This window comes from Kordia jejudonensis (assembly GCF_001005315.1).
In the GTDB taxonomy this organism is placed as follows: Bacteria; Bacteroidota; Bacteroidia; order Flavobacteriales; family Flavobacteriaceae; genus Kordia; species Kordia jejudonensis.
In genome coordinates this window covers 26,315-41,939 of record NZ_LBMG01000012.1, presented here as the reverse complement: position 1 = coordinate 41,939, position 15,625 = coordinate 26,315, and the positions used below count along the sequence as shown (strand labels likewise).

General features: G+C 34.2%; 11 protein-coding genes. 5 read left to right on the top strand and 6 right to left on the bottom strand.

Going from position 1 to position 15,625, the window contains the following annotated elements; translation table 11 throughout:
* Positions 1-3 precede the first annotated feature (3 nt).
* Both AA089_RS08650 and AA089_RS08645 read right to left on the bottom strand, forming a co-directional pair.
* The gene (locus AA089_RS08650; protein ID WP_046756539.1) at positions 4-1,113 is read right to left on the bottom strand and encodes an ABC transporter permease; all 1,110 of its coding nucleotides are present in this window, start codon (positions 1,111-1,113) and stop codon (positions 4-6) included.
* 14 nt (positions 1,114-1,127) lie between these two features.
* Positions 1,128-3,254, bottom strand: a complete 2,127-nt coding sequence (locus AA089_RS08645; RefSeq protein ID WP_046756538.1) for a carboxy terminal-processing peptidase — start codon at positions 3,252-3,254, stop codon at positions 1,128-1,130.
* Between the two features lie 237 nt (positions 3,255-3,491).
* Between AA089_RS08645 and surE the strand changes: the two genes are divergently transcribed.
* From surE to AA089_RS08620, 5 genes are all read left to right on the top strand, one after another.
* Positions 3,492-4,271, top strand: a complete 780-nt coding sequence (gene surE / locus AA089_RS08640; RefSeq protein WP_046756537.1) for a 5'/3'-nucleotidase SurE — start codon at positions 3,492-3,494, stop codon at positions 4,269-4,271.
* Positions 4,261-4,554, top strand: coding sequence for a hypothetical protein (locus tag AA089_RS08635; protein WP_046756536.1), 294 nt, complete (start codon positions 4,261-4,263; stop codon positions 4,552-4,554). The genes surE and AA089_RS08635 overlap by 11 nt, the downstream gene beginning before the upstream one ends.
* A gap of 7 nt (positions 4,555-4,561) precedes the next feature.
* Positions 4,562-5,668, top strand: coding sequence for a lipid-A-disaccharide synthase (lpxB, locus tag AA089_RS08630; protein ID WP_046756535.1), 1,107 nt, complete (start codon positions 4,562-4,564; stop codon positions 5,666-5,668).
* Between the two features lie 13 nt (positions 5,669-5,681).
* Positions 5,682-6,197 (top strand): C40 family peptidase, encoded by a 516-nt coding sequence (locus AA089_RS08625; RefSeq protein WP_046756534.1) that lies wholly within the window; start codon positions 5,682-5,684, stop codon positions 6,195-6,197.
* A gap of 262 nt (positions 6,198-6,459) precedes the next feature.
* Positions 6,460-8,505, top strand: a complete 2,046-nt coding sequence (locus AA089_RS08620) for a ComEC/Rec2 family competence protein (protein ID WP_046756533.1) — start codon at positions 6,460-6,462, stop codon at positions 8,503-8,505.
* A 5-nt stretch (positions 8,506-8,510) separates the two neighbouring features.
* Here AA089_RS08620 and AA089_RS08615 read toward each other — a convergent pair whose 3' ends face one another.
* The 4 genes from AA089_RS08615 to AA089_RS08600 form a co-directional block, all read right to left on the bottom strand.
* Positions 8,511-9,059, bottom strand: a complete 549-nt coding sequence (locus AA089_RS08615) for a thioredoxin family protein (protein WP_046756532.1) — start codon at positions 9,057-9,059, stop codon at positions 8,511-8,513.
* A gap of 138 nt (positions 9,060-9,197) precedes the next feature.
* Entirely contained in the window at positions 9,198-11,402 is a 2,205-nt protein-coding gene (locus tag AA089_RS08610) for a peptide MFS transporter (RefSeq protein WP_046756531.1), read from the bottom strand.
* 18 nt (positions 11,403-11,420) lie between these two features.
* Positions 11,421-13,307, bottom strand: a complete 1,887-nt coding sequence (locus AA089_RS08605) for a peptide MFS transporter (RefSeq protein ID WP_046756530.1) — start codon at positions 13,305-13,307, stop codon at positions 11,421-11,423.
* 36 nt (positions 13,308-13,343) lie between these two features.
* Positions 13,344-15,515 (bottom strand): S9 family peptidase, encoded by a 2,172-nt coding sequence (locus AA089_RS08600; protein WP_046756529.1) that lies wholly within the window; start codon positions 15,513-15,515, stop codon positions 13,344-13,346.
* Between the last annotated feature and the right edge of the window lie 110 nt (positions 15,516-15,625).

Sequence of the window (15,625 nt, the reverse complement as noted above, 5' to 3'; positions counted from 1 at the left end):
AACCTAATTTTTCACATCCAACGCATCACGCAGCGCGTTTCCAACTAGCATAAACGCCATTACTAAACTCATGATAGCAAGTCCTGGAATAATAGCCAAATACGGTTTTCCAAGAATGATATAACTGTAATGGTCTTTTATCATTGCGCCCCAACTTGGCATTGGTGGTTGCGCACCGATTCCTAAGAAACTCAATCCGCTTTCTATTAAGATTGCCGCTGCAAAGTTAGCTGCCGAAATTACAATAACTGGCGCCATAATATTTGGCAATATATGCTTAATGATGATTCTAAAATCGTGATATCCTAACGCACGCGCCGCCGTAACATATTGCATTTGCTTTACACTTAATACTTGCCCACGAACAATTCTGGCAACTTCTACCCACATGGTTAATCCTACAGCGACAAACACTTGCCAAAATCCTTTTCCTAGTGTTAACGTAATTGCAATGACTAATAGTAATGTAGGAATGGACCACGTTACATTGATAATCCACATGATAACCGCATCTACTTTTCCTTCAAAATACCCTGCTAATGCGCCTAACGAAATACCTATGAGCAATGATATAAATACCGCAACAAAACCAATGGTAAACGATATTCGCATTCCAATGAGCATTCTACTGAGTACGTCTCTTCCGTATTTATCAGTTCCTAAACGAAATGTTTTTTGTTGAATAAACGTTGTCGGTATTTCTGAAGTTTTTGTCAAACTTGGAAATGAAGTTAGTGGTATTTCTTTTTCAATTCCTGCTATGGTTCCATCAGAATATTCAGTTATAAAAAAAGCATCATTTTCTATTCGATAGCTGGAAATTGGAATTTCCGTTGCAGTGTTTTCTTTCCCAAAAAAAAGTGTACTGATAAAACTTTCTGCTGCGACTTCTTTGGAAGGAATTGTCAACATTTGCACAGTAAATCCAGGTTTTTTAGAATGAATTGACAAATGCATTTGATTTGCATTTTTGGTGTCATCAGGCGTAAATAGATATGCAAAAATGACCACAAACGCACAAAGTACAATGAAGCCAAAACTCAAAACGCCCCAAAAATTCTTTTTGAACTTCTGGAGCGCTAATTGTGCTAATGAATTTGAGTTTCTACTCATTAATATCTTTTATATTATCCTTTTACAACAGCTCTTTTTTGTTTTTTGATGTTGTTTATTTGGATATCACTTAATACGTTTATTGCTTCTTCAACGTATACATCTTTTGCTAAATCGTCATGCCAAGCTTTACGCTTTCTTTGCAAAGAAGAATCTTTTTTCATTAATAATTCTTCGTAAGGCAATGAAACAAATACGAGTTTCGTATCATAATCTGACAGTGCTTTGAAACGTTTTGCATACTCTTCATCTGCGTCAGCTTCCTTTTTGTACGTAGCATAATTTAATGGATATTCGTTGTCGTCACGACGCTTACGAATCCATTTTGCATTTTCTTCTATCAGTTTTAGTTGCGCATTGTTTTGCATACGCGCTTTACTTTTCTCAATAGTTTCTTCGTATCCAATATATCCGTCCCAAACATCATATTCAGCTGGATCAATTCGATCCCAAGGTAATGGATTTTCTTGGTCTTTTTCTCCTATATCAATAAAACTATATTTATCTACCACGACAACATCACTTTTTACACCTTCAAGCTGTGTTGATCCGCCATCAATACGGTAAAATTTTTGTGTGGTTAGTTTTAAAGCTCCCACGTTAGTATCGCTACCTTTGATAAATCTATTTAAATCTACCACATTTTGAACCGTTCCTTTTCCGTAGGTTTGCTTACTTCCAATAACGACTGCTCTTTTGTAGTCTTGCAAGGCTGCTGCCAAAATTTCCGAAGCAGACGCTGATAATTCGTTTACTAAGATTACTAAAGGTCCATCCCATTGAATGCGACTGTCTTCATCTCTTAGCACTTCTTTACCATCTATAGAACTTTTTACTTGCACTATTGGACCATCTTTGATGAAAAATCCTGCCATGTCTACCACAGTTTTTAATGATCCTCCACCATTATTTCTTAGATCGATTACCAAACCTTCCATACCTTCTTTTTTGAGACGCTCAATTTCTTTTTTTACGTCACTTGCAGCATTTCTGTTATTGTAATCTTGAAAATCAACATAAAATTTTGGCAAGTTGATCACTCCAAAGGTTCTATCATTTTTCTTTACCACTGCAGATTTTGCGTACGTTTCTTCAATTTCAACCAAATCTCTTTTGATGGTAATAACATCAATTGAACCATCAACTTTTTTCATTGTCAAGGTTACTTTTGTTCCTTTTGGTCCTTTGATGAGTTTTACCGCATCATCCAAACGCATTCCCACAATGTCAACAGGTTCTTCGCCTTCTTGGGCTACTTTTAAGATAATATCTCCTGCTTCTATTTTTTTACTTCTCCACGCTGGTCCACCAGAAATGACTTCAAATATTTTTGCGCCTTCTGTACGTTTTTGCAAACGAGCGCCAATTCCTTCTAAAGTTCCTGACATACTCATATCAAAACGGTCTTTGTCTTCAGGAGCTAAGTACGAAGTATGTGGATCAAATTCTTCTACAATTGTATTTACATAAATGCTAAACCAATCTTTACGTTCCAAATCGTCCATTAAGTCAAAAAACTCAATGTATGTTTTTTCAGTAGATTCGCGCGCTTCTTTTTCTAAAACAACGGCATCTTTTATAGTGTATGCTTTGTCTTCTTTCTTTTTGTTTTGCTCAATTTCAAGTTTGATGTCGTAGTTTGCTAGTGTTGAGAATTTCAATTCTTTTCTCCAGCGTTCTTTCAGTGCTTCCTTGTTTTCAGCAAAAGGCATTTTTTCATAATCACGATCAATTGTTTCATCAATTGTAAAATCGAACGGCATAGCTAACAGTTCATCTTGAAACTTTTTAGCTTGTTGCATCCTTTTTTCTAAACGTGTATGAACGGCATTAAAAAACTTTACACCTGGTTCTTTTATCTCGTCATCAATTTTGTCTTTGTACACTTCAAATTCCTCAATATCAGACGCTAGAAAATAACGTTTCATTGGGTCAACGGCTTCTATGAAATCGTTGTATACATTTTCAGAAAAATCATCATCAATGTCTTGTGGATCAAAATGCCATCTTCCTAACACATACGATATTAAGTCTACTAATGTTTTGTCTTTTTCTGGATCATCAAACGACTTTTTGGCAAAGCCACAGGACACCATTGCAAAAATTAATAGTGTCACTAAGTATATTCTATTCCTTCTCATAAAATCTCGAATTTTCACACATTTTGTTTTTTTCATTCGCTTTAATTAGCCTATTATTCATTCACTATTTGGGTAACTTGGGTGTAATCGGTGCTAATTATTTTAATTTTTTACTAAAATAACGAAAAAACCATGCCATTTTTTAACAATGTTACTAATTTTTTGTTAAACCTAAAATGCTGTGTATGTATAGCGTAAAATGTGTACTTTAGCATTCGAAAAAGAAGTATTTTTTTTATGACTGAGAAACCCTTAATTTTAGTAACCAACGATGATGGTATTACCGCACCAGGTCTACGTGCATTAATTGATGTAATGAATGAACTTGGAGACGTTATTGTCGTTGCGCCCGATAGTCCACAAAGCGGTATGGGACATGCCATTACGGCAAATTCAACTATTTATTGCAATGCAATTACCATTGATGATGGTCCGCAGATTGAATATTCAAGTTCTGGAACACCTGTAGATTGTGTAAAGCTAGCCGTGAATGAAATTTTGAACCGAAAGCCAGATATTTGTGTTTCTGGGATTAATCACGGTTCTAATTCTTCCATTAATGTAATTTATTCAGGAACTATGAGTGCCGCTGTAGAAGCTGGTATTGAAGGAATTCCTGCTATTGGATTTTCATTACTTGATCACGATTGGGAAGCTAATTTTGAAGCTACAAAAAGTTATGTAAAAACCATTACAAAAAAAGTTTTAGAGCACAGTTTGCCTGAAGGTGTGGTTTTAAATGTAAATTTTCCTAAATTGAAAGAGAAAGATATCAAAGGAATTCGTATTTGCAGACAAGCAAAAGCGTATTGGGCAGAAGATTTTGACAAACGTACCAATCCGCACGGACGCCAATATTACTGGCTTTCTGGAAAGTTTGTAAGTCAAGATAAAGGCGAAGATACAGACGAATGGGCATTGGCTAATGGATATGTTTCGTTGGTTCCTGTTCAGTTTGATTTGACAGCGCACCACGCAATACAAAAACTTAATAGTTTAGGATTTAATGAAGAATAAAGAGATTATCATAGGAATTGTTGTTGGACTACTTTCCACATGCGTTGGAACAGTATTGTATTTATTTTACATAGCAACACAACGAAATGCTACTTTTGATGCGATTTGGGATTTTGCCATTTCTACTGGTCAAATTAGTTCGGTGGTCGTATATGGAGCTGCGCTGAACTTTTTAGCCTTTTTTGGTTTTTTAAAGTTTAATAAAGAAGCCAGAGCTAAAGGTGTTTTGATTGTTACAATCATTACGGCAATTTTAGTATTATCGCATAAAATATTATTTTAAAAAAGGTATGAAGTACTACATTATTGCAGGAGAAGCTTCAGGAGATTTACATGGTTCTAATTTGATGAAAGCCATTGTAAAACAAGATCCAAATGCTGATTTTCGGTTTTGGGGTGGAGATTTGATGCAAGCAGTTGGTGGTACTTTGGTAAAACATTATAAGGAACGCGCCTTTATGGGATTCATTGAGATTATTATGAATCTTCGTAAAATTTTGGGCATGATGTCTTTTTGTAAAAAAGATATTGCAAATTATCAACCTGATGTTCTTATTCTGATTGACAATTCAGGATTTAATCTTCCGATTGCCAAATGGGCAAAGCAAAACGGTTTTACTGTAAATTATTATATTTCGCCTCAGGTTTGGGCAAGTAGAGCTGGACGCGTGAAGAGTATTAAACAGTATGTTGACAAGATGCTTGTGATTCTTCCTTTTGAAAAAGAATTTTATAAAACATACGATTATGATGTTTATTTTGTTGGACATCCGCTATTAGATGCTATTGCTGACAGACCAAAAATAGATGATGCAGCATTTAAATCTACACATGGTTTAGACAATAGAGAAATTATTGCACTCTTACCTGGAAGCAGAAAACAGGAAATTAAAAAAATGCTTTCCGTAATGCTTTCTGTGGTAAACGATTTCCCTGACTATCAATTTGTTATTGCTGGCGCTCCAAGTCAGGAAGAAGCATTTTACCATCAATTTATGAAAGATGCCAATGTGAAATTTATCAGCAATAAAACCTACGATTTATTAAATATTTCTCATGCCGCGCTTGTCACTTCTGGAACGGCAACACTAGAAACGGCTTTGTACAAAGTGCCGCAAGTGGTTTGTTATAAAGCGAGCAACATTTCATACCAAATTGCCAAACGTATTATTACGCTAGAATATATTTCGTTGGTCAATTTAATTATGGATAGAGAAGTTGTAAAAGAGTTGATTCAAAACGATTTGAACACTAAAAATGTTAAGACTGAATTGACAAAGATTTTAGATCAAAAGCATCGTGAACAGTTATTTTCCGATTACCACGACTTAGAACGAAAGCTTGGTGGAAAAGGTGCAAGTGAAAATGCTGCGAAACTTATTGTTGAAAAAAATTAAGTATCTTATCTGTATGATTAAAAAATTACTCCTGCTGCTTCTTGCTTTTTCTATATTTTCATGTGGTTCTTCCAAGAAAACTTCTTCAAAACGAACCGTAAAAACGAAAACAACTACAACGCGAACAAGTACGAAACGTTCTTTTAATAAAACAGCAGCTATTATAGAAACGGCTTTGGCATACAAAGGAACACGTTACAAATATGGCGGAACGACCCGAAAAGGAATGGATTGTTCAGGATTGATGTATACTGCTTTTAGATCGCACAATGTAGAACTACCGAGAGTTTCGTATGAACAAGCAAAACGTGGTAAAAAGATTAGCAAATCAGCTGTAAAGAAAGGCGATTTGTTGTTTTTCCGAACAAACAAAAATAAAAAACGCATCAATCATGTTGGTTTGGTTGTCGAAACTAAAAAAGGCGTGATTAGCTTTATACATGCAACTACTTCTAGAGGTGTTTTGGTTTCTACCTTAGACGAACGCTATTGGAAAAATGCTTTTGCTGAAGCGCGAAGAGTGTTATGATATTTAATTGAAAGATTAGATGATTTAAAATTAGATGATTGCATCTCGATAATGTTTGATGTGACAACTGTAAATTTGTTTCTTGTTTCTTGTTGACTATCTGACAAAAAGTTCAACTTAAAATTCAACATTTACAATATATAGTTTCAGTATCTCATTACTAATTTTCCAACGTTTATAAACTTTATGCTACGCTTGTATAAAATATAGTTTATATGCACTTTTTATTGCCTAATTTATCCAAGTAAAAATAAAATAGGTTATGAAATTGTTTGATTTTCTCATTACAAAACTTACGCTTTGTTTGGTGTTCGGTATCTTAATTGGTTACTATTTTTCCATCTCAGTCTCCATAAGCAACTACTGTTTCTGTATTGGATTTCTTTTGTCATGCATCTTCTTTTGGAAAGCACAACGGCAATTTTTGCAAACTATTTACTTTGGTATTATCGTTTTTCTCACAGCCATTAGTTTAGGAATTGTCATTGAGAATTTTCATCAAGAGAAAAATCATATTACACATTATACAAAATTTTTAACTGACGAAAGTGAAGTTTCAAATTATACAATTCAAATTCGCGAAGTATTAAAATCTACCAAATATTATGATCGATATATTGGAGAAGTATTATGGAAAGATCGTCTACAAGTTTCAGGAAAATTGTTAATGCACGTACAAAAAGATAGTGTTCCCAAAATACTCAATGTGGACGATTATTTGCATACAAACATTTCATTGAAAACGGTTCGTTCGCCTTTAAATCCAACTAATTTTGATTATAAAACCTATTTGAATGATCGGTATATTTTTCATCAATTGTATTTAAAAACAAATGATTTTATTAGCACTAAAAACGTTTCCAAAACAATTTATGGATATGCAGCTTCCGTTCGAAATCAGATTCACAAAAGTTTAGTTGCCTGTAATTTTAAAAATGATGAATTGGCAGTTATTGAAGCACTTTTGTTAGGACAGCGACAACAAATTTCAAAGGAATTACAGACGCAATATGCAAATGCTGGTGCTATTCACATCTTAGCCATTTCAGGATTACATATCGGAATTATTGTATTGTTATTGAATTTTCTATTGAAACCGATGACTAATTTTCGTCATGGAAAGTTCCTAAAATTAATATTGATGATTTGTATTTTGTGGAGTTTTGCCGTGATTTCTGGATTATCCGCTTCAGTCGTCAGAGCCGTAACCATGTTTACTGCAATTGTGATTGCAACTTATTTTAAAAGGCAAACCAATACGTTTCAGGTATTGATAATTTCCATGTTTTTCTTATTGATCTGCAAACCACATTTTTTGTTTGATGTTGGTTTTCAACTAAGTTATGCAGCCGTTTTTGCGATTGTTTGGTTGCAACCATTGTGGAAAAAGCTTTGGAATCCGAAACGTTGGATATTGAAATCATTTTGGAGTTTATTAACCGTAAGTTTATCTGCACAGTTAGGCGTTTTACCGTTGAGCTTGTATTATTTTCATCAGTTTCCTGGATTGTTTTTTGTTGCCAATTTGACAATTATTCCTGTGCTTGGCATCATTTTGATTCTTGGAATTGCTGTCATCATTCTAGCCTATTTTGAAGTGTTACCTGAGTTTTTAGGTGTTTTGTACAGTTTCGTCATTCAACAAATGAATCATTTTATTGCTTGGATTGCTTCACACGAACAGTTTTTGTTAGCTGAAATTTTCATCAGTTTACCTCAAATACTCGGTTGCTATTTGGTCATTATAGCGTTTGCAAACTATTTCCATCTCCCGAAAGGAAAACACTTAAAACTTGCATTTGCAAGCATTCTCATTTGTCAAGCAATTTGGTTTTTTGATCGTTATCAACATGTTCCTACAAATAGTTCTTTTGCGGTATTTCATCAACACAAAACGTCGGTCGTAGCGTATCAAGATGGAGCAGCTTTACATATTTTTCATACTTTGGATAGTATCGCTTTCGCGAAGAATTATGTCGTACAGCAACAACGTTCACAGCGTTTTTTGACATCTTTTACAAATGACTCACTTCAAAATGTGTATCGTTTGCAAGATGATTATTTATTACGAATTGACAGTCTAGGTGTGTATGAATCGCTAAATTTTGAACCGAAATATGTGTTGTTGACACAATCGCCAAGAATTAACCTCGAACGCATGATAGCAACCTTAAAACCAGAGTTAATTATAGCAGATGGAAGTAATTATACGAGTTATGTAAAACGCTGGAAAGAAGTGGCTAGAAAACAAAAAATCCCTTTTCATGCAACATATGAAAAAGGATTTCTGTCTATTGATTTGAAATAGAAAATCTAGCTTTTAAACTCATTTACAAATTCTTTCTGATATTTGTCCCAATCTTCTTTAGAGACGACTTCTTTGTATTTGTCCGTTTTGAAAAGTTTTAAATAAATTTCTATTTGTTTTGGCACCAAATACCCTGAAATTGGTGCAATGAGTTTAAAATCCTCATCAAAAAATACCATTGTTGGATATGCACGAACACTTAAATAACGTGCAAATTGATGTTGTGCATTGCGTCTTTTTTTCTTTGCAGGATCGTAATTAGGATTTGTAAATGTATTTCCTTCATAGGTTATACTTTTATCGCCTTCTGCGTTAAATTTTATAGCATAGTAATTCTCGTTGATATACTTTGCCACATCTGGATTTCCAAAGGTATTTTTGTCTAACATTTTGCAAGGTCCACACCAAGTTGTATAAACGTCCATGATGACTTTACGTGGCTCTTTTTTCATAAGCTCCGTTGCTTCTTCCATGGTAACCCAATTGATTTTTTGTGCATTTACAGTGGTAATGCTGACTAAAAGTATACTGAGGAGTGCAATTATATTTTTCATATGTTCAATCTTTATATGGTATCTGTCGCAAAGTTTGTGCCTACTTTACGAATTGCTACTAATTTACGAATCGTAATTTAGGTAAAAAAGCGTCTTTCTTGAGAAAAACGCTTTTTTTAGTATGTATGTTTTTTTTATTTATCGTACACCATGCATTAATTTTTTAATGATCGGTTGGAATACTATGGAAATAACACCGACAACTACAGAAACAATTGTTAACATCCAAAAGAAGTAACTAATTCCCTCTACATTGGCAATTTTATCAATATTTTCTCCAAATTTTCCTGCTCCTTTCATTCCAATAGCTACTGCTAAGTACCATACTCCGAACATAAATGCAATCATTCGTGCAGGAACAAGTTTTGACACGTAAGAGAGTCCAACTGGTGAAATACACAATTCACCCATTGTATGGAAAAAGTACACTAATATCAACCATATGATACTTACGGCTGCTGTTTTTGCACCTGGCTCAATTCCGTCAGCTCCAAAAGCAACACATGCCATTCCTAAACCTAGTAAAAACATTCCGATACCATATTTCATGTTGGCGCTTGGATTATACTTGCTTTCCCACCATTTTGAGAATAATGGAGCCATGGCAATGATAAATAACGAGTTTAAGATCCCAAACCAACTTGCAGGAATTTCAAGTGCATTGTTTGCTGCAGAAATAGTTGCTGTTGTAGTTGATGCTTGTTTAATATCATATTTGATATCATGCGTCAATTGAACCGTAATCAAGTCATTAATATTTAATTTTTCTTTTTCCTTATTTGATATTTTAAAGCTTTTATTTACTGTCGCACCAGTACTGTTTGTTATGGCAATTTCGGCAATGCTTAATTTTGCGCCAAACGCTCCTGGTTTTTCAACTTCTGAGAATCCTGTGATTTTTGCATCTAAAATTTCGCCACCACGATCTCCTTTTTTATCTATTAAATAGGAAGCTACAATTTTATTTTCTTTGTTTGCTTCTGCTTTAGCGTCGTATATAGAGATGTTTTGATTGTCTCTAATTTTGATTTGATCATTTACAGCTAAAGCATCTGAAGAAAGGATTTTTGTTTGTTGTTGCACACCATTCACATCTACATAATTAATGTTATATGAAGAAGATTGAAACGTGTGATTTAGCATCCAAATTGCAATTGCCCAAACAATAACAAAACTAAATCCAAGAATAATATTTGACCATTTATATTTGGCAAATGTTTGCTTGAATAGCATCCATAAAACCCATGTAATGATTCCTAATGGAATTACCGTAATTAAAACATTTACAATTCTAAATATATTGGCAGATGTTCCTTCTAAAACTCGGTCAGTATAATCGCCTGCAAAAATGGTTAAACTATTTGGCGATTGCTCAAAAATTGCCCAGAAGAAAGCCGTTAGAAACGCAAAGAACGTCACTGCAATTAATTTTTCCCTTGTTGTTTTTGAGTATTGTGTTAATCGATATACAAGCAATACTACAAATAATAATAAAGCTGATATAATGATAACGTTGTTTCCTTCCCAACCAAATAATTTGAAATCGAATATATTGAAGTTTCCTTCAGTAATTATCGCAGCAGGATCATTTAAAATCCATAAAATCCCCATGATACTACAAATAGCCACAATAACCAATTGCCATGACGCAAAAGGGACACGTTTGTCTGTATCTTCTGCTAAGCGTCTTGCTTCATCTTCTTTTTTAGGCTTTAAACCAATGTCTCCAAAGATGTTTTGCGCCAGCCAAAATTGAATTAATCCGAATAGCATAAAAATACCTGCTAACCCAAATCCATAACTCCATCCTACCATTTCGCCTAAGTACCCACAAAGTAAAATTCCTAAAAATGCACCTGCATTTACACCCATATAAAATATGGTATATGCTCCATCTTTTTTCTCCGACCTGTCTTTATACATTTCTGAGATAATCGACGTCATATTTGGCTTAAAAAATCCGTTACCAAACACTAACAGGGTTAAACCTATGTATATTGATACTGGTGTTTCTATTGCCATGGCTCCATGTCCAAGAGTCATAAGCAATGCTCCTAGTACAACTGCCCAACGAAATCCTATGACTTTATCTGCAAAATAACCACCTAACATTGTAGAAAGGTATACCAAACCTACATACGATCCGAACAGAGCAGATGCATGTTCTCTTGGCCAGCCCCAACCTTCATCAAATAGTGACGCGGTAAAAAATAAAATAAGCAGTGCGCGCATTCCGTAGAAAGAAAAGCGCTCCCACATTTCTGTAAAAAATAGTACAAACAATCCTGAAGGATGTCCTAAGACTGTACTTTTAAAATATTGATCTGTTGAATTTTGACTCATACAACTATCGTTTAAAGATTATTCATTAATTTCTGGATCTGCTAATTCGTACCCTGCATTTTCACCGAAATCAACACCTTCGTTGTCTTCAGCACCGTGCGTAAGTTTTTTTAATTTTTTCAAGAATAAGATTAATAACAATCCAAAAGCTACAGTAAAGATCACTAAGAACGTAAATATTTTATATTCTTGTTCGCTTTGCGCTTCTTCAATTACGAAAGAAACTCCGTAATCTTTTCCGTCTCCTTTGTTTTCTATCATTTGTGCTTTGTCTGCGTCTTTTTCAAACGTTAACTTCACATGGTGCGGAGCATCTTTTGTTACATTATTGTCTTTTAAGTATGTTTTTAAACTTTCGAGTTCTTCTTTTTTCTTTTCTTGTGCTTTTGTGACCTCTTCTGGTTTTTTACCTTCTGTATCAACTTTAGTGAGATCAAATAGATTGTTAACATTTGTCCCTTTGTCGTATTCATTGAAAACAATTCTATCTCCTTCTAAGAATACTTTTGCTTTAACTGTGAAATTTTTATCTTCATTGATCGGATAATCATAAACATTGGTAATTACCTTTTCTCCGTCTACTAGTTTCTTAACTTCAATACTATCTTTTTCCGTAAAGTTGTACACTTGCTCTTTGTTGGCAATCATTTTTCCATTGTAAGATTCTAACTGAGCTGCTTCTCCAATACTTCCCGCTAGTTTGTTCCCAAAACCAGTTGCCGCAAAGTAAATTCCCATCATGATTGATGCATATTTTACTGGTGCTAATTTTGTGATAAATGAAAGTGAAACTGGCGAAGTACACAATTCTCCAATTGTATGAAATAAATATGCTAAAAATATCCAATACATAGCTGCCTTTCCAAATGTTTCTGCACTTGCCTCTTTTGATGCAAACATCATAAATACATATCCTAATCCCATAATAATGGTACCTATAGCCATTTTGAATAAAGAAGATGATTCTTTTCCTTGTTTTTTCCACCAAATCCAAAAACCTCCAATAACAGTTCCGAAAATTATAATATATCCCGCATTTAGTGACTGAAATACTGCTGCTGGAATTTCTGTTAAAGAACCTAAAGAAATAGATCTATCAACTTTAGCGTCAGTGTATAAATTCATTAATCCACCTGCTTGCTCAAATGCACCCCAGAAAACAACTACAATTAAGAACGAAATCAATAATACAATTACTCGATCTTTTTCAATTTTAGTTAATGGTTTTTTCATTACTTCTGTATCTATTCCAGAAGCGGCTGTCCCGATAAAGTTTCCAACGTGTTTTAGGTATTTTTGACCATAGATGAAAACTGCTTGTCCTATAAGCATTCCAATTCCAGCCAAACCAAATCCGTAATGCCAACCATATTGATAAGCCACCAAACCAACAATAATACTTGATAAGAATGCTCCAATATTAATTCCTATGTAAAAGATTGTAAATCCGCTATCTCGTCTGATATCGCCTTCTTTATATAAACCACCTACCATAGTTGAAATGTTAGGTTTTAGTCCTCCAACACCAAGAATTATAAGAAACAAACCTGTAAAAAATGCCCATTCAGCTGGAATCGCCAAAACTAAATGTCCCGCACAGAGTAAAAATCCTCCGAGCATAACTGTTCTTTTTTGTCCTAAAAATTTATCCGCTATCCATCCACCAGGAATTGATGCCACATATACCAACATCGTATACCAACCATAGAGCCAAATTGCATCTCCATTACTCCAACCCAATCCAGGATCTACAGCTGTAGCAGACGTAGCTACATATAATACTAATAAAGCTCTCATTCCATAGTATGAAAAACGTTCCCATAGTTCTGTGAAGAACAACACGTATAATCCTACTGGATGTCCAAATAGCTCTTTTTGATGAGCTTGTTTTACTGAGTTTGTCATTATTTTAAATAGTTTGGGTTAGTTTCGTTTTTGAAATTATTTTTTTAGTAATGTATTGTCGATAAAATTTGTCATTTTAGTGTACAAATGCAAACGTGTGTATCCACCATATATTCCATGATTTTTATCTGGATAGATTAACCAATCAAATTGTTTGTTAGCTTTGATTAACGCATCAATCATACGCATGGTATTTTGTACATGTACGTTATCATCCGCTGATCCGTGAACTAGCAAATAATCTCCTTTGAGTTTTTCTACATGATTTATCGGCGAATTGTCATCATAACCACTTGCATTTTCTTGCGGCGTTTGCATGTAACGTTCTGTGTAAATGGTGTCGTAATAACGCCAGCTCGTTACCGGAGCCACCGCAATTGCCATGCTAAATACATCGTTTCCTTTTAAGATACAATTGCTCGACATGAATCCTCCGTAACTCCATCCCCAAATTCCGATACGATCTTTGTCAACATAGGAACGTTTTCCAAGTTCAATTGCCGCATCTATTTGATCTTCTACTTCGTATTTTCCTAATTCTTTGTAGGTTACTTTTTTGAAATCAGCACCTTTGAAACCAGTTCCACGTCCATCAACACAAACGATAATGATTCCTTTTTGTGCCAACATTTGAAACCAATAATCATTACTACTGTTCCATCTATTGGCAACTTGTTGAGAACCTGGACCAGAATACTGATACATAAATACTGGATATTTTTTAGAAGCATCAAAATTTGCTGGTTTAAGCATCCATGCATTTAATTCGTTTCCTTTAGCTGTTGTGAGTGTGAAGAATTCTTTTGTAGACATTGTATAGTTGCCTAATTTTTCTTTTACATCAGCATTGTTTTTGATTTCTTTGACCAATTTGCCATTTTTGGCTAAGTGCAATGCATATTCGTTTGGTGTAGTTGCACTAGAAAATGAACTTATGTAGTATGTGAAGTTGGAACTAAAGTTAGCTCCATTTGTTCCTTCTTTGGTAGAAAGTCTTTTCTTTTTCTTTCCATTTATTTTGATAGCATATACATCTCTGTTGATAGAACCATTTTCAACAGATTGATAGTAAATAATATCATCTTTTTCGTTGTAACCGTAATACGCAGTGACTTCCCAAGGACCTTTGGTTACTTGATTGATGAGCGTTCCATCTTTTTTGTAATGATATATATGATTGAAACCATCTTTTTCACTTGTCCAAATGAAACTATTATCCGCTAAAAACGTTAAGTTATCCGTGATATCAACGTATGCTTTGTCTGTTTCTTTTAAAACTACGTTTGCTTGATTTGTAGCCGCGTTGTACAGTATCAAATCTAATTCGTTTTGATGTCTATTGATGACTTGCACACTCAATACTACAGGATTATTTGTCCATTTGATTCTTGGAATGTAGAAATCAGTATAGTTTCCTAAATTGATTTCAGATGTTTTTCCAGCATTTAAATTGTGTAAGTGCAACGAAACTTCTGCGTTTTTTTCGCCAGCTTTAGGATATTTAAATACGTGTTGTTGTGGATATAATTCACTTCCATAAACGTCCATTGAAAATTCTGGCACTTCTGTTTCATCAAATCGAATAAAGGCAATATGATCACTTGCAGCATTCCACTGAAAAGCGCGTACAAATCCAAATTCTTCTTCGTACACCCAATCCGTTACACCATTGATGATTTTATTTTTCACACCATCATTTGTAATTTTAGTTGTTGTACCTGATGATAATTTTTTTACATAAATATTATTTTCATAAACGTAAGCAACCTTTTTTCCATCAGGAGAAAAGGTTGGTTCTTGTATTTTATTGTTTGAAATTTTTATTGCTTTTTTTGAAGCGATGTCATACACATAGTAGATTCCCAGTCTAGATCTTCTAAAAACTGGTTCTACTTTTGTTGCTAAGATTAACTTACTTTCGTCATCACTAAAACTGTACGATGAAAATGATGAAATTTCCGAAAGGTCACTCGCTTTTACAATAGTCTCAACTTTTTCAAGGGTTTCGTAATCGTATTTATCAACACTTCCAGCACTTCTGTTGAGTACCGTATATTGTTTTCCATTGTTCAATGAGCGAAGCACATCCATTCCTTGTGTTCTGAAAGTACCACCCCATATTTCTTTAAGGGTAATTTCTTTTTGTTGTGCTGTTATACTATTGGCTGCAGCTAGAAAAACAAAAAGGAAAACATATTTTAATCTCATGTGTGTTGCGTTTTTAGAAATATCCTTGTTAAAAGGTTGTTATTTTGAATAATTTTCAATTCTAAGGCTGACAATATACAAATATCAAGCAATTACAACAAAAATCGAAC